This window comes from Klebsiella sp. MISC125, from assembly GCF_051131775.1.
In the GTDB taxonomy this organism is placed as follows: domain Bacteria; phylum Pseudomonadota; class Gammaproteobacteria; order Enterobacterales; family Enterobacteriaceae; genus Klebsiella.
Genome location: NZ_CP180448.1, coordinates 4,098,262 through 4,120,848, shown reverse-complemented (window position 1 = coordinate 4,120,848; position 22,587 = coordinate 4,098,262). Strand labels below are relative to the sequence as shown.

Here is a 22,587-nt window from a genome sequence, read left to right as displayed (position 1 = left end):
AGCATTTGCTGGCATAATGTCTGGTTCATCACACTTCTCATTCTCTATTTTCAGGATAACCCCGTGCTAGTATCCAGCAACGTCACCATGCAGTTCGGCAGTAAGCCGCTGTTCGAAAACATTTCCGTCAAATTTGGCGGCGGCAACCGTTACGGCCTGATTGGCGCCAACGGTAGCGGTAAATCGACCTTTATGAAGATCCTCGGCGGCGATCTGGAACCGACGCTTGGCAACGTCTCCCTCGATCCAAACGAACGTATCGGTAAACTGCGTCAGGATCAGTTCGCGTTTGAAGAGTTCAGCGTGCTGGATACGGTTATCATGGGCCACGGCGAGCTGTGGGAAGTGAAGCAGGAGCGCGATCGTATCTACGCTCTGGCGGAGATGAGCGAAGAGGACGGCTACAAAGTGGCTGACCTCGAAGTGCTGTACGGCGAGATGGACGGCTATTCTGCCGAAGCGCGCGCCGGTGAGCTGCTGCTGGGCGTCGGCATTCCGGTGGAACAGCATTACGGTCCGATGAGCGAAGTGGCTCCCGGCTGGAAACTGCGTGTGCTGCTGGCTCAGGCGCTGTTCTCTAATCCGGACATCCTGCTGCTCGATGAACCGACGAACAACCTCGACATCGACACCATTCGCTGGCTGGAGCAGACGCTGAACGAGCGCGACAGCACCATGATCATCATTTCGCACGACCGTCACTTCCTCAACATGGTTTGTACCCACATGGCGGATCTCGACTACGGCGAGCTGCGCGTGTACGCCGGTAACTATGATGAATACATGACCGCCGCTACTCAGGCCCGCGAGCGTCTGTTGTCTGATAACGCTAAGAAAAAAGCGCAGATTGCCGATCTGCAATCCTTCGTCAGCCGCTTTAGCGCCAACGCCTCTAAATCACGCCAGGCGACTTCTCGCGCCCGTCAGATTGATAAAATCAAACTTGATGAAGTGAAAGCCTCCAGCCGTCAAAACCCGTTCATTCGCTTTGAGCAGGACAAGAAACTGTTCCGTAACGCGCTGGCAGTCGAAGAGCTGGCGAAAGGTTTTGATAACAACCCGCTGTTTAAAAAATTCAATCTGCTGCTGGAAGTGGGCGAGAAGATTGCCATTCTTGGCGCCAACGGCGTGGGTAAATCTACCATGCTGAAAACGCTGGTCGGTGAGCTGACGCCGGATAACGGTACCGTTAAATGGTCCGAAAACGCGCAGATTGGCTACTACGCGCAGGATCATGAATACGAATTTGAAAATGACCTGACGGTATTTGACTGGATGAGCCAGTGGAAACAGGAAGGCGACGATGAGCAGGTGGTGCGCAGCTTCCTCGGCCGTCTGCTGTTCAGCCAGGACGATATCAAGAAGCCTGCAAAAGTACTTTCCGGTGGTGAGAAGGGCCGTATGCTGTTCGGTAAGCTGATGATGCAGAAGCCGAACATCCTGGTCATGGATGAACCGACCAACCACCTGGATATGGAATCGATTGAATCGCTGAACATGGCGCTGGAGATGTATCAGGGCACCCTGATCTTCGTCTCCCACGACCGCGAATTCGTCAGTTCGCTGGCAACCCGCGTGATCGAAATTACGCCTGAGCGCGTGGTAGACTTCACCGGTAACTACGAAGATTATCTGCGCAGTAAAGGCGTCGAATAATTTTCCCATTGTTTGTCCCGGATTGCGGCGCTAATGCGCCTGATCCGGGCTACCGACTTGCAGACAGCGGTGAACCCGTAGCCCCGGTAAGCGCAGCGCCACCGGGGGAGAGTTCGGTTGAAATGCCACCTCGTTATGCCATTCCCAAAGCCCGCTTACCGTGGATATTTAAATCATCCAGGGTAAAGCGGTCTTTCCAGTCGGCTTCATAATCTTCACGCGGGAAATCTCCCGGCGAAGCGCCTTTCTCCAGCGCCACTTTGACCTTCTGCGCATAGGCGAGGTTTTTCTCGCACATCGGCGCGGCGGGGATGTACATCACGTTGCCCCAGCCCTGCTGGTTGTCCACCGGCGCGACCGAGTGGATTACGTCGCAGTGCCACCACACCGAATCGCCTGCATTTAGCGCTGGAATAGAGCTTAAGGCTTTAATCAGCAGCGGATGCCATTTTTCCGAAATAGGCAGCACCTTGCCCGGCGCGACGCCGCACAGTTCATCATCCGGCACATCGTCGAGCAGAGGGCGCAACAGCACATAGGCCATCGCTTCAGGAATTGGCACCACGTGCAGCAGGCCCTGATCGGGGATCATATCGGAGAGCGCGGTCCAGCCCTGGAAGGTGCGGAACACTGAGCATTTGGTGGTGTTATCGACGGTATACTCCTCCACCTCAGTACGATGTGCCGCGTCCCACGGGTCGTAAGCATCGATATTGCCGTTAAAAACGTCGGCAAAGACTTGCTGATAAGCCGGCAGCAGCCAACGCTCCAACGCGCCGGAATCGGTATGTGCGCCAAGGCCTTTCGACGTGGTTCCCGGCGGGCGGCGGCGAATGCGGTCTGGATAAATCAAGCTGACATCCGGGTCGAACCACTGCTTACCGTCGCGGTTAAAAGTCCACAGGCGGTTGAGGAAAGATTGCACGGCAGCCATTTCGTTGCTCTGGCGAGCCTGCATTTGCGCCTGTGACCAGTAAATCGGATAAATTTCCGGGCGCGAAGCATCCAGCGAGCCGAAAAAGGTGTCGCCGGGGCCTTTATAGATGTCGTCGAAATGGTTGAGGTCGAGATACTCCAGCATTGAGTTATCCCACGCCAGCGCCTGATCGCGAGAGAAATGACCTTTGATGACCGCGCAGCCACGACGCTTGATAGCTTCGCGCTGGGCATCCGTTACCTGGCCCTGCGCAATATCGCTGAACGGAATGACCGGCCAGACATCCTGGCCGTTGGCTTTGAGGGCGTCAATTTCCTCCAGGCGTGCGGTGATGCGCGCCGTCAGCCGATCGAACACCGCCTGCACGTCACCGATCTGCGCGCGCAGCTCCTGCTTAATCTGGCGGATTGCCGCTTTATGGTCGGCGGGTAGTGTTTCACAGGTATGGGTAACAGCCATGATGACCTCTCATCTTTCATTCGAAAGTAATAAATCTTACAAACGTTAATTTAAGTTAAAATTAAGTTAATGCAAGTTTAAAATTATGCGGAGGTGCACAAAACGGAAAACCGGAGCAGAAATGCCCCGGTGAGAGATCATTCGTTGAAAGGGGGAGCATGGTCGAGGACGGCCTGAATAACATTTAGCGCGCCGTCATGGTTGTTGTCATCGGTGGCGAAACGGGACACCGCTTTGATGCTTTCGGCGGCATTGGCCATCGCGAAGGAGTATTTCACCAGTTTCAGCATTTCCGTATCGTTCGCGCTATCACCAATGGCCACGCAGGCCTGCGGGGAGATGTTCCAGCGCTTCAGCAGGCGGCTGATGCCGTTGGCTTTATGCAGGCCAGGGATAATCAAATCGACGAAGCCAAAGCCGCTGGTGACCGGCTTCATGATGCCATCCAGCGAGACGTGCAGTTTGTCGATAAGCAGCGGGATTTCGCTATCCGGCAGGTTAAGCGAAAACTTAAACAGCTTATCGTCAATATCGTGGTAGTTGCTGATGCGCTGCAGGCGATGGTAGTGCTTTGACATCAGCGCCACAAAGGCGTCGGGCGCGCGGTCGCTGACGTAAGCGCTTTCAAGGCCGCAGGCGACGAAGTTGAGCTGCGGGTCTTTGAGCAATTCACCAATCACTATCTGGGATTCGTGGCGGGTGAGTTCGCCGTGAAACAGCTGTTGACCGTGTTCATATACCAGCGCGCCGTTTTCGGCAACGAAGGAGATCTGCTCGCGGATTTCCGGGAAAAATGAGATCAGCTGGTAGTACTGGTTGCCGCTGGCGACAACGAATTCGATACCCTGCTGTTGGAGTTGCGCGAACTGCGCGAGAAAACGCGAGCGGTCATACTGCTTGGCGTCATTGAGAAAAGTTCCGTCCATATCGGTGACGATAACTTTAACAATCATAACAAATGCTCCTGGCTTAACTTCGACCAGCAACATTCTAATTACAATGTGATGTGGAGCACAAATTTATTTCGAATGAAAGTTTGCGTTCACCAATGTGCAGGAGAAAATCCCCGGGTTGCGGCGTAAACGCCTTACCCGGGCTACCGGCTGTCCGGGCTTGTATGATGACTCCATCAGAAAGAACCGGCCAGTTCTCTCTGATGGCGGTCCGGATGCCGTGTCCGGGCTTAGGCTTTCGCGCCTGTTCCGTAGATCTTTGCACCGGACTGCCGTTCTTTCTCATGTGATAAACCGGACAGTATCATGGACCGGCTTTCACCGGTAACCCGTATTCGCAAGGTTGGTTTCACTATGGAAAATGAACTGTACTTCATCGGCATTGATGTTGCCAAAGCTAAGCTCGATGTTGATATCCTGCGCCCTGATGGTCGACATCGCGGTAAAAAATTCGAAAATACGCCCTCCGGACATGAAGCGCTTGTCCGCTGGCTTCGCAGCCATGATGTGAACCATGCCCATGTCTGCATGGAGTCCACCAGTACCTACATGGAAGAGGCTGCCGCGTATCTGAGTGATGCCGGTTATACCGTCTCCATTATCAACCCCGCCCTGAGTGCCGCCTTCGCCCGTAGTGAAGGGTTGCGCAGTAAAACCGACAAAGTCGATGCCCGTATGCTGGCGCACTTCTGCCGGGAGAAACGTCCGTCAGCATGGGAGGCACCGCACCCGACAGAGCGGGCCCTGAAAGCGCTGGTGTTACGGCATCAGGCGCTGACAGAGATGCAGACGCAGGAGAAAAACCGTCAGGAAACAGCCCCGGAGGTCCAGTTAGCGAGCATCGATGTGCTCCTGGAGTGCCTGAGTGCTGAACTGAAACGTATCGAAAAACAGATAAAAGACCTGACGGACAACGACCCGGATATGAAGCAACGGCGGAAGCTGCTGAACAGCATCCCGGGTATCGGCGAGAAAACGGCGGCGGTCCTGCTGGCGTATACGGGACTGAAGCTGAGGTTTGCCACAGCGCGGCAGTTCGCCGCGTATGCAGGGCTGACGCCGGTGCAGCATGAGTCAGGCAGTAGCGTGATGCGGGCGAGCCGGATGAGTAAAGCGGGTCCGGTTCAGTTGCGCAGAGCATTATATATGCCAGCAATATCAGCGCTGTATCACACGGCGTGGGGAAAAGCGTTCAGAAAGAGACTGGAAGGGAATGGCAAACGCGCGAAAGTTATCATAGGGGCGATGATGCGCAAGCTGGCGCAGGTGGCGTACGGAGTGCTGAAGTCAGGGGAGCCGTTCGATGCGTCACAACATGGAATAGCGGTAGCGTAGGGACGAAAAGACTGCGGGAATAGAAAAACAGCACCCAGAGGGTGCTGTCGGTGGTGTGTCTGTCATCCAGAAACCGGAGAGAGCCCCGCAACTAAAAATGGTTGCCGATGCTCACAGTATCTACGGGGCTTGTGCCGTCGGGTAGCCCGGACAGGCGCAACGCGCCGCCTCCGGGGGATTTAACTTACAGCGTATGCTCGGTACGGGCGATAATATCGTCCTGCGCATCCGGCGACAGGGCGGTAAAGAACGCCGAGTATCCGGCCACGCGGACCACCAAATCGCGATACTGGTCAGGGTGTTTCTTCGCTTCCAGCAGCGTCTCGCGCGACACGATGTTGTACTGAATATGCCAGCCTTTATGCACCTCGAAGAACGTGCGCAGCAGCACCATCAGTTTCTGCTTATCGGACTCGTTATCCAGCGTTGCCGGGTTCAGCTTCTGGTTCAGCAGCACGCCGCCCAGAATTGAACCGGTTGGCAGCTTACCCACCGAACTGATAACCGCAGTCGGCCCCAGATGGTCGGTACCGGAAGCCGGGCTCGCCCCTTCCGCCAGCGGTGAATGCGCTTTGCGGCCATCCGGCGTCGCCATGGTCTGCGCACCAAATGGGACGTTAGCGGAGATGGAGGAGGTCCCGGCGTAGTAGTTGCCGCCAATCGGGCCGCGACCGTAGCGCGGGTTGTGATACTGCTTCAGCTCATCGATATAGGTCTGATAAGCGCGGGCCAGCAGGATATCAACGCTATCTTCGTCGTTGCCGTATTTCGGCGCGCCGTTGATTAAGCGCTGGCGCAACTGCTCGTGGGTCAGGCCTTCAAAGTCTTCAGCCAGCGCTTTTGCCAGCTCTTGCTGTCCAATGACGCCCTGATCAAACACCAGTTTCTTCACCGCTACCAGGCTGTTGCCGAGGTTAGCGATACCGACCTGCAGACCGGAAACCCAGTCATATTTAGCGCCGCCCTGCTTGATACTCTTCGCGCGCTCGATACAGTCATCAACCAGCGCCGAGCAGAGAATATCGTGCACGTTCTCTTCCAGCATGGTGTCGACCACATACTCAATCTCGATAGATTTGCGCGTGTAGTAGCGGATCTGCGTATCCCAGTCGGCCAGCACCTGGTCGAAGTTATCAAAGTTACCTTTCGACAGCGCGTGCGTTTGCGGCAGGAAAACTTCACCGCTGGTGGCATCACGGCCGCCTTCCAGCGTCGCCAGCATCACGCGGGCAAAGTTGATAAAGCTCATCCCGGTGCAGCGATAGCCCCACTTGCCGCCGACCGCGGTTTCGATGCAGCCGATAGCGGCATAATCGTAGGCGTCCTGCGGCTCAATGCCGAGCTTGATAAATTCCGGAATAACTATTTCGTCGTTGTTGAACGCTGGCATCCCGAAGCCGCAGCGAATCACCTGTACGCAGGCGTCGAGGAAGTCGTTGCTCATGCCCGCGTGGTAACGCACGCTGAGGTTTGGCTGCGTAGAACGCAGGCGACCGCAGGATTCTAAAATCGCGTAGGAGAGCGGGTTTACTGCATCTTGCGCTACGCCGTCTACCAGATTTTGACCGCCGATGGTGACGTTCTGATACAGCGGGCTACCGGCGGAGGCTTTAGAGTGCGAACCGGAGCGAATTTTGTTAACTTCCAGCAGCTTCAGCCAGCAGCAGTGCAGCAACTCAATGGCGTGCTCGCGGTCCAGAGACTGCTCAAGCTCGACGTCGCGGCGGTAGTACGGGTAGAGATATTGGTCCATGCGGCCAAAAGAGACCGAGTGGCCGTTGGATTCGACCTGCAGAATAAGCTGGATGAAATAGCACAGCTGCAGCGCCTGCCAGAAGGTCTTAGGCGGTTCGTGGGCGATAATGTCGCAGTTCTCGGCAATCGCCAGCAGCTCGTCGCGACGGGATTCACGGGTCTCTGTCGCCGCCATGCTGCGCGCCAGCTCAGCGAAGCGCTTGCTGTGCTCGCTCACTGCTTCCAGCACGATATCAATGGCTTTCAGGAACTGCTCGCCGTGCAGGTCTTCCAGTACCGTCAGGTTGATGCGAGTACGGCGTTCGGCGACTTTAGCGCGCATTCCGTCAAGGCCTTTTTCCAGCAGCAGCGGGTAGTTGACAGCCAGGTGCGCATCGCCGGAGGTCATATTACCTTCGGCTTTAATAATCCCGGTTGCGAGCAGCGCTTTTTGCTCATCGGTGAACATCCCGTAGCAACGATCCTGTACGGTCTGGCCACGCCACCACGGACACACTTCGTGCAGTACGCGTTTGTTCTCTTCGCTGACCGCAAAGCCTGCGCCGGGGCGATCGGCCAGGTCATCGATCTCTTTTTCAATCCAGCTAACCGTATACTCCGGGAAGATTGGCGCGGCGCGGACTTCGCTTGCCTGGTTACCGACAACCAGTTCGTCATGTTTGATCCAGATAGTGCGTTCTGCCAGGTGATGGGCCAGCGCCAGCGCGCGGCGTACTGGGATCGGCTTATCCAGATGTTGCTGATAGGCTTCAGTGTAGTGCTGGGCGCGCTCGGTACAGACCGGCGGCTTGACGATATGCACCAGCGCCATTTTATGTGCCTGAATGCGCGGGCTTAGGGTATCCAGTTTCAACGTTGTCATAAGGTTATCCTCGTAGAGTCGCCGTTAAACCTTTGCTCTGAGCATAGTGCTGCGCGAAGGCGAGCAGCTCGGGGGCAGCAAGCGGTTTGTCCGGAGCGGTATAGGGCTGACTGAGTAATTGGTATTTGTTCATTCCCAGCGTGTGATACGGCAGGAAGTGGATCTCGCCGACCTTTAAGCGGTCAGCGGCAAAATCGGTTATGGCGGTAATATCGCTTTCATTGGCGTTAAAGCCCTGAATCAGCGGCACGCGAATAATGATTTTTTTCCCGGCCTGCGCCACGCGTTGCAGATTATCCAGCACCCGGCGAGCGCTGCCGTCGGTCCACTGCTGGAAAATAGCTTCATTGACATGCTTAAGGTCGGCGAGGAACAGGTCGATAAAGGGTAAAGAGGGTTCGACGTATTTCCATGGTACGTGCAGACAGGTTTCGACGGCGGTATGAATCCCTGCGTTGTGGCTGGCTTCAAACAGCTGGCGGGCCAGCTCCGGGTTCATAAACGGCTCGCCGCCGGAGAGAGTGACGCCGCCACCGCTGCGATCGTAGAACGGTTTATCGCGCAATACCTTCGCCATAATCTCTTCGACGTTTTTCTCTTCGCCGCAGACCGTCAACGCCGTAGTCGGACAGCAGTCGCGCAGCTTGCTGATATGTGCATCGGTGAGCTTTTCACGATGGATAATCAGGCCATCCAGTTTGCGGGTAATAACGTCCGGCGCCGCCTGCTGGCAGAGGTCACAGCCGTCAAGACACAAGCGCGCGTCATACAGCAGATCCGCCGTGCGGGCGCGGCTTTCCGGGTTCTGACACCAGCGGCAGCCCAATGAACACCCTTTAAGGAATACGACGGTGCGGATCCCTGGGCCGTCATGGGTGGAGTAACGCTGAATGTTGAAGATCATGATTTATCCTCTTCTTTTCATATGAAGATTAAATTACTTTCGAATGAAAGTTGTATTGATGTAAATCAACAAGCAGAGTGGGGGATAAAAGCGGGAGCAAAAAAGTTGCGAGCGGTCACAAATAATCCGGCGGCAAGGCCCGCCGGAGAAGGGTTAAGGTGTACCACATACCTCACACTGTGGATTACGCATCAGTTTCATTTCGCGAAACTGGCAGCGCATGGCGTCGTACATAACTATTTTACCCGTAGCAGGACTGCCGTAGCGGGTCAGAACCTTGATGGCTTCCATTGCCTGAAGCGAACCAATGGTACCGACCAGCGGCGCCATCACTCCGGCTTCGACGCAGGTAAGGGCGTTTTCGCCAAACAGACGGCTCAGGCAACGGTAGCAGGGCTCATCTTCCTGATATGTAAAGACGCTGATTTGCCCTTCCATGCGAATCGCCGCGCCGGAGACCAACGGGGTTTTATGCCGGAAACACCCGGCATTGAGCTGGTTGCGAATGGTGACGTTGTCGGTACAGTCGAGCACCAGATCGTGGGCGGCGATTTGCGCCCACAGCGCTTCTTCATCCAGCAGCGCGTTTAGCGGCGTGAGCTGAACGTTAGGGTTAATGCGCGCAAGCGTAGCGCGGGCGGAGTCGACCTTCGGCTGGCCGATGGTGGCATCGCTGTGCAGAGTCTGGCGCTGGAGGTTAGAGAGCGACACGGTGTCGAAATCAAGCAGGGTAAGCTGGCCAACGCCAGCTGCCGCCAGATACTGCGCGGCGGCGCAGCCCAATCCGCCAAGGCCAACCACCAGCACACAGGAGGCTTTTAGCTGCTCCTGGCCGTCAAAATCGAAATCGCGCAGGATGATTTGCCGGTTGTAGCGCAGCATCTCTGCATCGCTCAGCTCCACGCCCATTACAGCCCCCCGAAAAGATGGTTAAAGGGCTCAACTTCTACCCATTCACCCGCTTCAACGTTATCGCGCTCGCGTTCCAGGACGATAAAACAGTTGCCGAGGCTGAATGAACTGAAGATGTGCGAACCCTGATGACCGGTGCTGCTAACGACCAGTTCACCGTCCGGGTTGCGTTGCAGTACGCCGCGCTGAAAATCGAGGCGCCCCGGCGATTTTTTCAGCCGTGAAGCGGCGCGTACGCGCAGGCGCATCGGCTGGGTCTGTCCGACGTTGCCGGAGAGTTTTGCCAGCAGCGGCTGCACCAGCTGATAAAAGGTCAACGCAGCGGAGACTGGATTACCCGGCAGACCGCAGAACCAGCTGTGGTTGAGCTTGCCGAAAGCGAAAGGTTTGCCCGGCTTGATAGCCAGCTTCCAGAAGCCGATTTCCCCCAGCTCTTCGAGGATCTCTTTGGTGTAATCTGCTTCGCCGACGGAGACGCCGCCGGAGCTAATCACCACATCGGCCTGCTGGTCAGCCTGAATAAAGACTTCGCGCAGTTTGGCCGGGTCGTCGGGAATAATGCCGAGGTTAACGACCTCACAGCCCAGCCCTTGCAGCATCAGGTGTACCGCCAGGCGGTTGGTGTCGTAAATCTGCCCGTCAGCGAGCGGCTGGCCCGGCAGTTGGAGCTCATCACCGGTAGAGAAAACGGCGACCCGTACTTTACGTATGACTTCAACCTCAGCAATGCCCAAAGAGGCCAGCACCGGTAGTTCGGCGACGGTCAGGCGGGTTCCCGCAGGGAAGACGACCGCGCCGTTGGCAATATCTTCGCCACGACGACGAATATTTTGCCCACTTTTTACCGGAGCGATAAAGCGCACTCCGCCGTCGGTTTGTTCGGTTTGCTCCTGCATCACCACCGCATCGCAGCCTTCCGGTACCGGCGCGCCGGTCATAATGCGGATACAGGTGCCTGCGGGCCAGACGTCGTTAAAAGGCTGACCGGCAAAAGCCTTGCCTGCCACCGGTAGCACCGCGCCATCGGTGAGTTCAGCCAGGCGAACGGCGTAACCGTCCATCGCCGAGTTATCAAAACCAGGAACGTCGAGAGGCGAAACGAGATCATGGGCGGTCACGCGCGAAAAGGCCTGCAACAGCGGTACGGTTTCCGTCGCATTCAGCGGCGTAATGCGATTGAGCATCTGGGTCAGGGCTGTGTCGAGTGGCATCAGTCCGGCGGTAAAATCCATGGGTTTCTCCTGCGGGCAAACATCGAAAACGCCTATTATACCCTAAATAATTCGAGTTGCAGGCAGGCGGCGACGTAGGGAACCCCCGGGAGCTTACTTCAGTAAGTGACTGGGGTGATCGACAAATCTGTCTGGAACAGATTTGAACGCCGTATCCGGCGGCCCGTTAGGGCGAGGCTCATGGATGAGCCGAGTAACAAAGCCAACGCACATGCAACTTGAAGTATGACGGGTATATGGCAGAAAAGATAAGCAGGCTATATCGCCACCTGGCGACAAGCTTTACATCACTGCTTGCTCTTTCTATATTCAAAAATGGTATAGGACAGTCAGCAAGATAATGATATTTATACACGTTATCCTTCAAGCTGCCTCTTTGTTGGCTGTGCTCAGAAACCCCAGTCACATAGTTATCTATGCTCCCGGGGATTTCTTCTCTTGCCGCCTCGATGCATCTCGAATGATGGTGTGTATATACACTTTATCGTTAAGGAATGGCGTAATGGGCAAGGCGGTTATAGCAATTCATGGCGGCGCCGGGGCAATTACCCGCGCGCAGTTGACGCCGGAACGCGAGCGGGAGTACGTGGCGGCGCTGTCGGCGATTGTCGATAGCGGGCAAAAAATGCTGGCGGCCGGGGCCAGCGCGCTGGATGCGGTAACTGAAGCGGTGCGACTGCTGGAGGAGTGTCCGTTATTTAACGCCGGTATAGGCTCCGTATTTACCCGCGATACCACTCATGAACTCGATGCCTGCGTCATGGATGGTTACAGTTTACAGGCGGGAGCGGTGGCCGGAGTTCAGCATTTACGCAATCCGGTGCTGGCGGCGCGTCTGGTGCTGGAACAAAGTCCGCACGTCCTGCTGATTGGTGAAGGGGCGGAACACTTTGCCGCTTCCCACGGCATGGAACGGGTGGATAATGATCTGTTTTCGACTCCTGAGCGCCTGTTGCAGCTACGTCAGGCGCAGGAGGGCGATGATATCGTGCTCGATCACCATGCTGCCCCGTTGGATGAGCGACATAAAATGGGCACCGTCGGCGCGGTGGCGCTGGATCTGGTGGGTAATCTCGCGGCGGCAACCTCCACCGGCGGAATGACCAATAAGCTGCCGGGACGCGTCGGCGATAGCCCGCTGCCGGGAGCTGGCTGCTATGCCAATAACGCCAGCGTTGCCGTCTCCTGTACCGGTACCGGCGAGGTGTTTATGCGCACCCTGGCAGCCTATGATATTTCGGCGCTGATGGAGTACAGCAATCTCAGTTTGCACGACGCGTGCGAGCGGGTGGTGATGGAGAAACTCCCGGTGCTGGGCGGCAGCGGCGGTCTGATTGCGGTCGACAGAGAAGGCAACGTAGTATTGCCATTTAATAGCGAAGGTATGTACCGTGCCTGGTGCTACGCGGGCGATACGCCCACGATTGGAATTTATCGCGAATAAGAGGAAAGGGCGTTGCCGCATAGTCTGGAAATCGATGCTAATGATGTTCTGCTGGTACGCGATCTGAACGTTTCGTTTACTCAGCAGCAGCAGGCTTTTTCTGCCGTTCGTCACCTCTCGTTCACACTACGGCGCGGCGAGACGCTGGCGATTGTCGGTGAGTCTGGATCGGGTAAATCGGTAACGTCGCTAGCGCTGATGCGTCTGCTTGATTCGGCGACCAGCGAAGTGCGCAGCGATCAGCTGCTGCTACGTCGCCGCAACCGGCAGGTGATTGAACTTAGCGAACAGTCTGATGCCGATATGCGCAGCGTGCGCGGTGCGGATATGGCGATGATTTTTCAGGAGCCGATGACCTCACTGAACCCGGTGTTCACCATCGGTGAGCAGATCGCTGAATCAATACGATTGCATCAGGGGTTGAAGCATGATGAGGCGCTGCGTGAGGCCAAGAAGATGCTCGATCAGGTGCGGATCCCGGAAGCTGAAGCGATGCTGTCGCGCTATCCGCATCAGCTTTCCGGTGGGATGCGTCAGCGCGTGATGATCGCCATGGCGCTGTCGTGCCGCCCGGCGGTGCTGATTGCCGACGAACCCACGACCGCGCTGGATGTGACTATTCAGGCGCAGATTTTACAGCTGATTGCCGTCCTGCAAAAAGAGATGGCGATGGGCGTTATCTTTATTACCCACGATATGGGCGTGGTCGCCGATATTGCCGACCGGGTGCTGGTGATGTATCGCGGTGAAGCGGTGGAAACAGGCAGCGTCGAAGAGATTTTCCGTGCGCCAAAACACCCCTATACCCAGGCGCTGTTGGCGGCGGTACCGCGATTGGGTGCGATGCGCGGCAGCGATTTGCCGCGTCGCTTCCCACTCTTCAACCAAAGCGCGCCGGAAGAGGGTCTGAATACCGTTGTTGCTGGAGAACCCATTCTTAAAGTCCGCGATCTGGTGGCGCGCTTTCCGCTACGCAGCGGCATTCTCAACCGCGTTACCCGCGAGGTACATGCGGTGGAAAAAGTCAGCTTTGATTTATGGCCTGGCGAAACCTTAAGCCTGGTGGGCGAGTCCGGTTGTGGTAAATCAACCACTGGCCGGGCGCTGCTGCGGCTAGTGGAAACCCAGGGTGGGAGTATTACGTTTAACGGTCAGCGTATTGATACGCTGGCAGGCAGTAAGCTTCAGGCGCTGCGCCGTGATATTCAGTTTATCTTCCAGGATCCTTACGCTTCTCTCGACCCACGGCAAACGGTGGGGTATTCGATTATGGAGCCGCTGCGCGTGCATCGGCTGCTGGAAGGCGAAGCCGCGCGTGAGCGCGTGGCCTGGCTGCTGGAGCGCGTCGGGCTGGAGCCGGAGCACGCATGGCGCTATCCACACGAGTTTTCCGGCGGCCAGCGGCAGCGCATCTGTATTGCCCGCGCGCTGGCGCTCAATCCAAAGGTGGTTATCGCCGACGAATCGGTATCGGCGCTGGACGTGTCGATTCGCGCGCAAATTATCAACCTGATGCTCGATTTACAGCGCGAAATGGGCATCGCGTTTCTGTTTATTTCCCACGACATGGCGGTGGTTGAACGTATCAGCCACCGCGTGGCGGTGATGTATCGCGGGCGGATTGTCGAGATTGGACCGCGGCGCGCCGTGTTTGAAAACCCGCAGCACCCCTATACCCGTAAATTGATGGCTGCCGTACCGGTTGCCGACCCGGCGCATCGTCACCCGCAGCGCGTGCTGCTCTCTGACGAGCTGCCGGGCAATATCTACAAGCGGGGAGAAGAGGGGATCAGTACGCCGTTACAACAGGTAGGCCCGGGACATTTTGTCGCCAGAGAACCCGCCGCTGACGTACTGGCACGATAACAACGACACCAATAACGCAGCATTTCAGGAGAACAACATGACTCAACGCGTTTCAGGCAAATGGCTGTTGGCGCTGGGCGTCGCTTCGGCGCTGGCGACAACTCCGGCCTTTGCCGCAAAAGATATAGTGGTAGCGGTCGGTTCTAACTTCACGACCCTCGACCCATACGATGCTAACGACACGCTGTCGCAGGCGGTGGCTAAGTCCTTCTATCAAGGGCTATTTGGCCTTGATAAAGAGATGAAATTGCAGAATGTGCTGGCGGAGAGCTACACCGTTTCCCCGGACGGGCTTGTGTATACCGTTAAGCTGCATCCGGGCGTGAAGTTCCAGGACGGTACCGAGTTTAATGCCGAAGCGGTGAAGGCTAACCTCGATCGCGCCAGTAACCCGGAAAATCATCTCAAGCGCTATAACCTGTATAAGAATATCGCCAGCACCGAAGCGGTAGATCCGACAACGGTGAAAATCACCCTCACGCAGCCCTTCTCGGCGTTTATTAATATCCTGGCCCACCCGGCGACGGCGATGATTTCCCCGGCAGCACTGAAGAAATACGGTAAAGAGATTGGTTTTCATCCGGTGGGTACCGGGCCTTATCAGCTTGATACCTGGAACCAGACCGATTTTGTTAAAGTGACGAAGTTCGCCGGTTACTGGCAGCAGGGATTGCCGAAGCTGGATTCCATTACCTGGCGTCCGGTGGTGGATAACAATACCCGTGCGGCAATGTTGCAGACCGGTGAAGCGCAATTTGCTTTCCCGATCCCTTACGAGCAGGCGCCGCTGCTGGAGAAAAACAGCAAGCTGGAACTGGTGGCCAGCCCGTCAATTATGCAGCGCTATATCAGCATGAACGTGACGCAAAAACCGTTTGATAATCCGAAAGTGCGCGAGGCGATTAACTACGCCATCAACCGTCAGGCGCTGGTGAAAGTGGCCTTTGCGGGCTATGCCACCCCGGCGACCGGCGTGGTGCCGCCATCTATTGCCTATGCTGAAAGCTACACCGCGTGGCCGTATGACCCGGCTAAAGCGCGTGAGCTGCTGAAAGAAGCGGGATATCCTAACGGTTTCAACACCACGCTATGGTCGTCGCATAATCACAGCACGGCGCAGAAAGTGCTGCAATTTACCCAGCAGCAGCTGGCGCAGGTGGGCATCAAGGCGCAGCTGACGGCGATGGATGCGGGCCAGCGCGCAGCGGAAGTGGAAGGTAAAGGGCAGAAAGAGAGCGGCGTGCGGATGTTCTATACCGGCTGGACGGCCTCAACCGGTGAAGCCGACTGGGCGCTGTCGCCGCTGTTTGCTTCGCAAAACTGGCCGCCGACCCTGTTCAACACGGCTTTCTACAGCAATCCTCAGGTCGATAAAGACCTCAACGAGGCGTTGAAAACGACCGACGTGAAGGAAAAAACGCGGCTGTATAAAGACGCGCAGGATACTATCTGGAAAGAGTCGCCGTGGGTGCCGCTGGTGGTGGAAAAACTGGTCTCAGCGCACAGTAAAAACCTGACTGGTTTTTATATCCAGCCGGATACCGGGTTTAGCTTTGAACAGGCGGATCTTAAGTAGATAGCTGCGGTTCCCCGGGCGCAGGCCGCGGGGACTTCACGCAAGGAGAAGCATGCTCAATTATGTGATTAAACGCCTGCTGGGGCTGATCCCTACGCTGCTGATTGTGGCGGTGTTGGTGTTTCTGTTCGTGCATATGCTGCCCGGCGATCCGGCGCGGCTAATTGCCGGGCCGGAAGCCGATGCGCAGGTGGTTGGAATGGTCCGCCAGCAACTGGGGCTCGATCAGCCGCTGTACGTGCAGTTCTGGCACTATATCACCAATATTTTGCAGGGAGATTTCGGCACCTCGATGGCTTCGCGCCGTCCGGTAAGCAGCGAAATCGCCAGCCGGTTTATGCCGACGTTCTGGCTAACGCTCGCTAGCATGAGTTGGGCGGTGGTGTTTGGTATGGCGGCGGGAATTGTGGCGGCAGTCTGGCGTAACCGCTGGCCGGATCGTTTAGGTATGGCGCTGGCGGTGACCGGGATCTCGTTCCCGGCGTTTGCGCTCGGCATGCTGCTGATGCAGGTGTTTTCCGTTGAGCTGGGCTGGCTGCCGACGGTGGGCGCCGACAGCTGGCGGCACTATATTCTGCCTTCGTTGACGCTCGGAGCGGCGGTTGCGGCGGTGATGGCGCGCTTTACCCGCGCCTCGTTCGTCGATGTTTTGCATGAAGACTACATGCGTACTGCCCGGGCGAAGGGGGTTAGCGAGACGCTGGTGGTGCTTAAGCACGGCCTGCGCAATGCGATGATCCCGGTAGTCACCATGATGGGGTTACAGTTTGGCTTTCTGCTCGGTGGGTCTATCGTGGTGGAGAAGGTCTTTAACTGGCCTGGGCTTGGGCGTTTGCTGGTGGACTCCGTCGAGATGCGCGACTATCCGGTGATTCAGGCGGAAGTGCTGCTGTTTTCGCTGGAGTTTATTCTTATCAATTTAGTGGTGGACGTACTCTATGCCGCCATTAACCCGGCTATCAGGTACAAGTAAGGTGCGATTGCTCAACTGGAGAAGACAAGCGGTTATCAACGCGATGCCAGGGATTAAACCCGGGCAGATACGCACGCCGTGGCATGAGTTCTGGCGACGTTTTCGTCGCCAGCCGGTGGCGATGGGAGCGGGGATATTTGTTCTGCTGCTGATTGCGGTTGCGGTCGTTGCGCCGTGGATTGCGCCGTTCGACGCGGAAAACTACTTTGACTACGATCGGCTTAACGACGGCCCGTCAATGATGCACTGGTTCGGTGTCGATTCATTAGGGCGGGATATCTTTAGTCGGGTGCTGGTGGGGGCGCAGATCTCGCTGGCTGCCGGGGTGTTCGCGGTATTGATCGGTGCGGTCATTGGCACCGTGCTTGGGCTGTTGGCCGGATATTACGAAGGCTGGTGGGATCGCATCATTATGCGCATCTGCGACGTGCTGTTTGCGTTCCCCGGTATTCTGCTGGCGATCGCAGTGGTGGCAGTGATGGGAAGCGGGATGTCGAATGTGATTATCGCGGTGGCGATCTTTTCGATCCCGGCGTTTGCACGTCTGGTGCGCGGCAACACGCTGGTACTTAAGCAGCAGACCTTTATCGAGTCGGCGCGCAGTATCGGCGCCAGCGACGCTAATATCCTGTTTAGCCATATCTTGCCCGGCACGGTATCGTCGATTGTGGTCTATTTCACCATGCGCATCGGGGTATCCATTATCTCTGCCGCCAGCCTGTCGTTCCTCGGTCTGGGCGCGCAGCCGCCGACCCCTGAGTGGGGCGCGATGCTGAACGAGGCGCGAGCGGATATGGTGATGGCTCCGCATGTGGCGCTGTTCCCGGCGATTGCCATTTTTCTGACGGTGCTGGCGTTTAACCTGCTAGGGGACGGCCTGCGCGATGCGCTGGATCCGAAGATAAAGGGGTAGGCGTTCGAGGGTTTTGTAGCCCGGACAGGTGCGCAGCACCGCCTCCGGGAATGTTAATCCTCTGTGGTTTTGTTGCCCGGATAAGGCGCGTTAGCGCCGCAATCCGGGACACATTCAGAGGAAGGAATTAAACCCGGCTGCCCCACAGGTCGTATTCGTCAGCGTGCTCAACTTTCACCCGCACAACGTCACCCGGTTTAACTTTGCTTTCGCCATTCAGGTAGACCGCGCCGTCGATTTCCGGGGCATCCGCCATGCTGCGGCCAATCGCGCCTTCTTCATCAACTTCATCGATCAGGACCATAATTTCGCGGCCCACTTTCTCTTGCAGGCGCTCGGCGGAGATCTGCTGTTGAAGTTGCATAAAGCGGTTCCAGCGCTCTTCTTTAACCTCTTCTGGTACCTGGTCCGCCAGTTCGTTAGCGGTCGCACCTTCCACTGGGCTGTACTTGAAGCAGCCAACGCGGTCGAGACGGGCCTCTTTCAGGAAATCGAGCAGCATCTGGAAATCTTCTTCCGTTTCGCCCGGGAAGCCGACGATAAAGGTCGAGCGCAGGGTCAGCTCAGGGCAGACTTCGCGCCACTGTTTGATACGCGCCAGCTGACGGTCAGCGGAGCCAGGGCGTTTCATCATTTTGAGAATACGCGGGCTGGCGTGCTGCAGCGGAATATCCAGATACGGCAGAATTTTGCCTTCCGCCATCAGCGGGATGACATCATCAACATGCGGATACGGGTAGACGTAGTGCAGGCGCACCCAGATACCGAGCTTAGCCAGCTCTTCGCACAGGCTTACCATGTTGGTTTTCACCGGCATACCGTTATGGAAGCCGCTGCGATGCTTGACATCAACGCCGTAGGCGGAGGTGTCCTGAGAAATCACCAGCAGCTCTTTGACCCCGGCATCGGCCAGGCGTTTGGCTTCCGCCAGCACTTCACCAATCGGACGGCTGACCAGGTCGCCGCGCATTGACGGGATAATGCAGAAGGTGCAGCGATGGTTGCAGCCTTCAGAAATTTTTAAGTAGGCGTAATGACGCGGCGTCAGCTTAACACCCTGTTCCGGCACCAGGCTCAGGAACGGGTTATGTTTTGGCTTCGGCGCGTAGTGGTGGACGTGTTCCAGCACCTGCTCGTAGCTGTGCGGGCCGGTAATTTCCAACACCTTCGGATGGACTTCACGGATCTGATCTTCTTTCGCGCCCAGGCAACCGGTGACAATCACTTTGCCGTTTTCTTTCAGCGCTTCGCCAATCGCTTCCAGCGACTCCTGCACGGCGCTATCGATAAAGCCGCAGGTATTAACGATAACCATATCGGCGTTATCGTAGGAAGGAACCACGTCGTAACCTTCGGTGCGCAGTTCAGTCAGGATACGTTCTGAGTCCACGAGATTTTTCGGGCAGCCCAGAGAGACAAAGCCGATTTTCGGCTGATGGGTGACATTGCTCATAGCTTAAAAAGTGTTCAATTATTGGAATGGTCAGGGCAGGGATTTTACAGATCTTTGGGGAAAAGAGTATAGCAACGACATGCTTAATGATGAAAAAGCCCGGGATAATATCCCGGGCGCGAAAATTACTGCGCTTGCGTCACCCCTGTACCTGGCGCTGTTCCGGGGGAGGTCGGCTCCCGGTTATCGCGAAGGGTAAATATCGAGATCAGTGTAAACAGCCCGGCGATGCCGCCCAGAATGTAATACGTGTGCGCAAAGCCAATGGTGTCGTACAAATATCCCGCCAATGGTGAGTAAATCGCGGTGGCGATAGAGGCGACAAACAGCACCAGCAGGTAGACCGTCGATGACAGCTTGTTGTCGAAGTTGGCGGCGATAAATTTAAACACCGAAACCAGAATCAGCGGTTTTTCCAGCGCATGCATCATTTTGACCGCGCCGATCCACACCGGACCAAGCGGGATAGCAGAGCCGACGATACGCACTGACATAATCAGCCCGGCAATGATCAACGCCCACTTCGCGCCGGTGCGGTTAACAAACCACGGCATCAGGCATAAAAATAGCGTTTCGCCGCACACCTGAATGGAAGCCAGAATCCCGTACCAACGGTTGCCTTCTTCCGGCGTCGGAAACTGCAGAGAAAAGTATTGAGCGAACTGCTGGTCATAGGTGTCGTAGATTTGCGTAACGAAAAGGGTAAACACCAACAGCATCCAGAACTGACCGTTCTTCGCCAGTTCCAGGGCATGCGAAACTTTCAACGCGCTGGTTTTTTGCATTTCCGCTTCGGTCAATTCGACCTTAGTCAGCATAAAACAGATTGCCGCGATAACGATGGCGAAGCTGGCCAGCCAGAAAGCAAGGTTCGGATTGCTGTCGATATATTTGCCGACGATCCACGCTGCAGCCGCCCAGCCTAACGATCCCCACATCCGCACGCGACCATATTCGAACTGATAGCGGCGCGAGATTTTATCGATATACGAATCAATCACCCCGCAGCCGGAGTTGAAAATAATCCCCAGGTATACCCCGCCAAGCAGTGCCCCTAGCCAGAAGCTGTGTACCAGCAGCGGCGCATATAAATAGATAAAGAACGGGCCAACCGGCAGCAGCATTGCGACCAGGATCCAGATCAGCCGCTTTTTCAGGCCAAACTTGTCGGAAATAAAACCGAAGAAGGGCTGCATCAGCAAGGCGATAAAGGCATTGACCGAATAGAGCAGGCCGGTTTTGGTCGCACTAATCCCGAGGTGTTGAGTGGTCCAGATAACAAAAAACGCCATGGTCGATGACCAGGCGAACAGATAGAGGAAATCGAAAAGACTCAACAAGATATAGTTTCTTTTGCCGGGCGTAATCATTTCAGTTCCTTCAAGCGATAGAGATAAAGGTTGCAAACAGGATCGAGCTGCTTGCTGTTGTTTTTGAATGTTATACGTAATACATTTATTGGCATGATATGACACCCGGCAGGCTTTTCAGGCAATAAGCATTACGCTGTTTTGTGATCATTGCTGCAATAAATGATTGTTCATCGCCAGATTGAAAATTGTATTTTTATGAGAGCGTATAACATTTTTATTGTTTTTTGCTTTGGGGGCTGTCTGAACGCAGGGAAGGATTTTACCTATCGTTGTAACATTGTAAATGATGTTAATGGACTGGTATTTATTGATCTCTCTCATCGTTTTGTACGAAAAATGACCATATTATAGTTATGGTAAAGGACGACAGAGGAGGAGCTATGATGACTGTTGACAAACTATATCGTAACCTTATGAATAAGCTGATTAATGCCAATATTGATCTTGATGCTTATTTGCAGTTGCGAAAAGCGAAAGGCTATATGTCGGTCAGCGAAAATGACCATCTGCGTGATAACCTGTTTGAACTGTGTCATGAAATGCGTGAACGCGCTCCGCGCTTGCAGCACGCCATCGCGCCGGAGGAGAAGGAAGCCCTGCGACTTGCGGGTGAAGCCATCGCCTCTGCGGCGGTATGCCTGATGACCGGGCATCATGATTGCCCATCCTACATTGCGATTAACGTAGATAAGCTGGAACGCTGCCTGGCAGTATTGACGCTAAATATTCATAAATTGAATGATTCTGCGCCTATTCACCCTGCCTGAGATAAGGGGGAGCCTGCTCCCCCTGATTAATGTTATGTAAAAATCTCTTCCCGCCTCCCCACGCTGGCTACCCTTATCCCATTGCTGACAAAAGGAGAGTGCCATGCGCCAGACCGTCAACCTGATAGCCCTTACCGCGTTGTTGTTACCCGCCGCAACCTTTGCCGCCCAGGAGCGCGTAGAGGTGTTGCAGAATCAGCTTGAACACCCGTGGGCGCTGGCCTTTCTGCCTGATGATAAAGGCATACTGATAACCCTGCGCGGCGGCGAGCTTAAGCTCTGGCAACCGAACAAAGGGCTGTCTTCGGCGTTATCTGGCGTTCCGCAGGTATGGGCAAACGGTCAGGGTGGGTTGCTGGACGTTGTATTAGCGCCAGACTTTTCCCAGTCGCGACGCGTCTGGCTGAGCTATGCCGAAGGCGGCGATGATGGCAAAGCGGGGACCGCCGTCGGCTATGGGCGATTAAGCGATGATCTCAAGCGTCTGGAAAACTTCCAGGTCGTATTCCGCCAACAGCCAAAACTCTCTATCGGCAACCATTTCGGCGGACGGATGGTGTTTGACGGCCACGGGTATCTGTTTATCGGACTTGGGGAAAATAACCAGCGTTCGACAGCTCAGGATCTGGATAAGCTTCAGGGAAAAGTGGTCCGTCTGACGGCTGATGGCAAAGTCCCCACTGATAACCCTTTTGTCGGTAAGTCGGGCGTCAGGCCGGAAATCTGGTCTTACGGTATTCGTAATCCGCAGGGGATGGCGATGAATCCGTGGAGCGATACGCTGTGGCTGAATGAACACGGTCCACGCGGTGGTGATGAGATTAATATCCCGCAAAAGGGGAAAAACTACGGCTGGCCGCTGGCGACGCACGGCATCAATTATAGCGGTCTGCCGATACCGGAAGCCAAAGGCAAGGCGGTGGCTGGAACTGAAGCTCCGCTGTTTGTTTGGGAAAAATCTCCGGCGGTGAGCGGGATGGCTTTTTACGACGCAGCGACCTTCCCGCAGTGGCAACACCGGTTGTTTATCGGTGCGCTGAAGGATCAGTCGCTGATTGTATTGAAGGTGGATGGCGATAAAGCCACTGAAGAGGAACGCATTTTGGCCGATCGCGGGAAGCGCATCCGTGATGTGCGCGTTGGACCCGACGGTTATCTGTATGTGTTAACCGACGAGTCCAACGGCGAACTGCTGAAGGTGAGTCCGGCAGGCTAAA

Annotated in this window: 17 protein-coding genes; 9 read left to right on the top strand and 8 right to left on the bottom strand. The window is 55.8% G+C overall.

Features of this window, described 5'->3' with window-relative positions:
* Nucleotides 1–63: 63 nt before the first annotated feature.
* Nucleotides 64–1,656, top strand: a complete 1,593-nt coding sequence (locus tag ACMYSL_RS19430; RefSeq protein ID WP_182237404.1) for an ABC-F family ATPase — start codon at nt 64–66, stop codon at nt 1,654–1,656.
* 133 nt (nt 1,657–1,789) lie between these two features.
* Here the strand turns inward: ACMYSL_RS19430 and ACMYSL_RS19425 are convergent, their stop codons facing one another.
* Complete coding sequence (locus tag ACMYSL_RS19425; protein ID WP_434659596.1) at nt 1,790–3,052, bottom strand: DUF1479 domain-containing protein; 1,263 nt, start codon at nt 3,050–3,052, stop codon at nt 1,790–1,792.
* Nucleotides 3,053–3,189: 137 nt separating this feature from the next.
* A complete protein-coding gene (locus ACMYSL_RS19420) occupies nt 3,190–4,005 on the bottom strand; it encodes a Cof-type HAD-IIB family hydrolase (RefSeq protein WP_304257246.1) in 816 nt (271 codons plus the stop codon).
* Nucleotides 4,006–4,359: 354 nt separating this feature from the next.
* On the opposite strand from ACMYSL_RS19420, the gene ACMYSL_RS19415 reads away from it, so the two are divergent.
* Nucleotides 4,360–5,340 (top strand): IS110 family transposase, encoded by a 981-nt coding sequence (locus ACMYSL_RS19415; RefSeq protein WP_434663922.1) that lies wholly within the window; start codon nt 4,360–4,362, stop codon nt 5,338–5,340.
* A 184-nt stretch (nt 5,341–5,524) separates the two neighbouring features.
* Here the strand turns inward: ACMYSL_RS19415 and ACMYSL_RS19410 are convergent, their stop codons facing one another.
* The 4 genes from ACMYSL_RS19410 to moeA form a co-directional block, all read right to left on the bottom strand.
* Nucleotides 5,525–7,957, bottom strand: coding sequence for a formate C-acetyltransferase/glycerol dehydratase family glycyl radical enzyme (locus tag ACMYSL_RS19410; RefSeq protein WP_434659594.1), 2,433 nt, complete (start codon nt 7,955–7,957; stop codon nt 5,525–5,527).
* A gap of 4 nt (nt 7,958–7,961) precedes the next feature.
* The gene (locus ACMYSL_RS19405; RefSeq protein ID WP_181482900.1) at nt 7,962–8,861 is read right to left on the bottom strand and encodes a glycyl-radical enzyme activating protein; all 900 of its coding nucleotides are present in this window, start codon (nt 8,859–8,861) and stop codon (nt 7,962–7,964) included.
* A 153-nt stretch (nt 8,862–9,014) separates the two neighbouring features.
* A complete protein-coding gene (gene moeB / locus ACMYSL_RS19400; RefSeq protein ID WP_434659592.1) occupies nt 9,015–9,770 on the bottom strand; it encodes a molybdopterin-synthase adenylyltransferase MoeB in 756 nt (251 codons plus the stop codon).
* Entirely contained in the window at nt 9,770–11,005 is a 1,236-nt protein-coding gene (moeA, locus tag ACMYSL_RS19395) for a molybdopterin molybdotransferase MoeA (protein ID WP_434659590.1), read from the bottom strand. The genes moeB and moeA overlap by 1 nt, the downstream gene beginning before the upstream one ends.
* 502 nt (nt 11,006–11,507) lie before the next feature.
* On the opposite strand from moeA, the gene iaaA reads away from it, so the two are divergent.
* The 5 genes from iaaA to gsiD are packed head-to-tail and all read left to right on the top strand — an operon-like array spanning nt 11,508 to nt 17,777.
* Nucleotides 11,508–12,449 (top strand): beta-aspartyl-peptidase, encoded by a 942-nt coding sequence (gene iaaA, locus ACMYSL_RS19390; protein ID WP_434659588.1) that lies wholly within the window; start codon nt 11,508–11,510, stop codon nt 12,447–12,449.
* Nucleotides 12,450–12,461: 12 nt separating this feature from the next.
* Nucleotides 12,462–14,315, top strand: coding sequence for a glutathione ABC transporter ATP-binding protein GsiA (gsiA, locus tag ACMYSL_RS19385; protein ID WP_434659586.1), 1,854 nt, complete (start codon nt 12,462–12,464; stop codon nt 14,313–14,315).
* A 37-nt stretch (nt 14,316–14,352) separates the two neighbouring features.
* The gene (gene gsiB / locus ACMYSL_RS19380; protein WP_181482895.1) at nt 14,353–15,891 is read left to right on the top strand and encodes a glutathione ABC transporter substrate-binding protein GsiB; all 1,539 of its coding nucleotides are present in this window, start codon (nt 14,353–14,355) and stop codon (nt 15,889–15,891) included.
* A gap of 52 nt (nt 15,892–15,943) precedes the next feature.
* On the top strand, nt 15,944–16,864 hold the full coding sequence (gsiC, locus tag ACMYSL_RS19375) for a glutathione ABC transporter permease GsiC (protein ID WP_110275317.1): 921 nt from the start codon (nt 15,944–15,946) through the stop codon (nt 16,862–16,864).
* A gap of 1 nt (nt 16,865) precedes the next feature.
* A complete protein-coding gene (gene gsiD / locus ACMYSL_RS19370) occupies nt 16,866–17,777 on the top strand; it encodes a glutathione ABC transporter permease GsiD (protein WP_110275315.1) in 912 nt (303 codons plus the stop codon).
* Between the two features lie 127 nt (nt 17,778–17,904).
* On the opposite strand, the gene rimO is transcribed toward gsiD, so the two are convergent.
* Both rimO and ACMYSL_RS19360 read right to left on the bottom strand, forming a co-directional pair.
* A complete protein-coding gene (rimO, locus tag ACMYSL_RS19365; protein WP_434659583.1) occupies nt 17,905–19,230 on the bottom strand; it encodes a 30S ribosomal protein S12 methylthiotransferase RimO in 1,326 nt (441 codons plus the stop codon).
* A 125-nt stretch (nt 19,231–19,355) separates the two neighbouring features.
* On the bottom strand, nt 19,356–20,597 hold the full coding sequence (locus ACMYSL_RS19360; protein ID WP_181421831.1) for an oligosaccharide MFS transporter: 1,242 nt from the start codon (nt 20,595–20,597) through the stop codon (nt 19,356–19,358).
* Nucleotides 20,598–20,986: 389 nt separating this feature from the next.
* On the opposite strand from ACMYSL_RS19360, the gene bssR reads away from it, so the two are divergent.
* Nucleotides 20,987–21,370, top strand: coding sequence for a biofilm formation regulator BssR (gene bssR, locus ACMYSL_RS19355; RefSeq protein ID WP_182240702.1), 384 nt, complete (start codon nt 20,987–20,989; stop codon nt 21,368–21,370).
* Nucleotides 21,371–21,473: 103 nt separating this feature from the next.
* Nucleotides 21,474–22,586 carry a PQQ-dependent sugar dehydrogenase gene (locus ACMYSL_RS19350; protein ID WP_304257264.1) on the top strand — a complete coding sequence of 371 codons (1,113 nt, stop codon included), beginning with the start codon at nt 21,474–21,476 and terminating at the stop codon, nt 22,584–22,586.
* The last annotated feature ends 1 nt before the right edge of the window (nt 22,587 follow it).

Coding starts and splice junctions, on each gene's coding strand:
- moeB (WP_434659592.1), bottom strand. CDS start 9,770: ATGGGCGTGGAGCTGAGCGATGCAGAGATGCTGCGCTACAACCGGCAA.
- ACMYSL_RS19415 (WP_434663922.1), top strand. CDS start 4,360: ATGGAAAATGAACTGTACTTCATCGGCATTGATGTTGCCAAAGCTAAG.
- ACMYSL_RS19405 (WP_181482900.1), bottom strand. CDS start 8,861: ATGATCTTCAACATTCAGCGTTACTCCACCCATGACGGCCCAGGGATC.
- iaaA (WP_434659588.1), top strand. CDS start 11,508: ATGGGCAAGGCGGTTATAGCAATTCATGGCGGCGCCGGGGCAATTACC.
- ACMYSL_RS19425 (WP_434659596.1), bottom strand. CDS start 3,052: ATGGCTGTTACCCATACCTGTGAAACACTACCCGCCGACCATAAAGCG.
- gsiC (WP_110275317.1), top strand. CDS start 15,944: ATGCTCAATTATGTGATTAAACGCCTGCTGGGGCTGATCCCTACGCTG.
- ACMYSL_RS19410 (WP_434659594.1), bottom strand. CDS start 7,957: ATGACAACGTTGAAACTGGATACCCTAAGCCCGCGCATTCAGGCACAT.
- bssR (WP_182240702.1), top strand. CDS start 20,987: ATGACTGTTGACAAACTATATCGTAACCTTATGAATAAGCTGATTAAT.
- ACMYSL_RS19420 (WP_304257246.1), bottom strand. CDS start 4,005: ATGATTGTTAAAGTTATCGTCACCGATATGGACGGAACTTTTCTCAAT.
- rimO (WP_434659583.1), bottom strand. CDS start 19,230: ATGAGCAATGTCACCCATCAGCCGAAAATCGGCTTTGTCTCTCTGGGC.
- gsiB (WP_181482895.1), top strand. CDS start 14,353: ATGACTCAACGCGTTTCAGGCAAATGGCTGTTGGCGCTGGGCGTCGCT.
- moeA (WP_434659590.1), bottom strand. CDS start 11,005: ATGGATTTTACCGCCGGACTGATGCCACTCGACACAGCCCTGACCCAG.
- ACMYSL_RS19350 (WP_304257264.1), top strand. CDS start 21,474: ATGCGCCAGACCGTCAACCTGATAGCCCTTACCGCGTTGTTGTTACCC.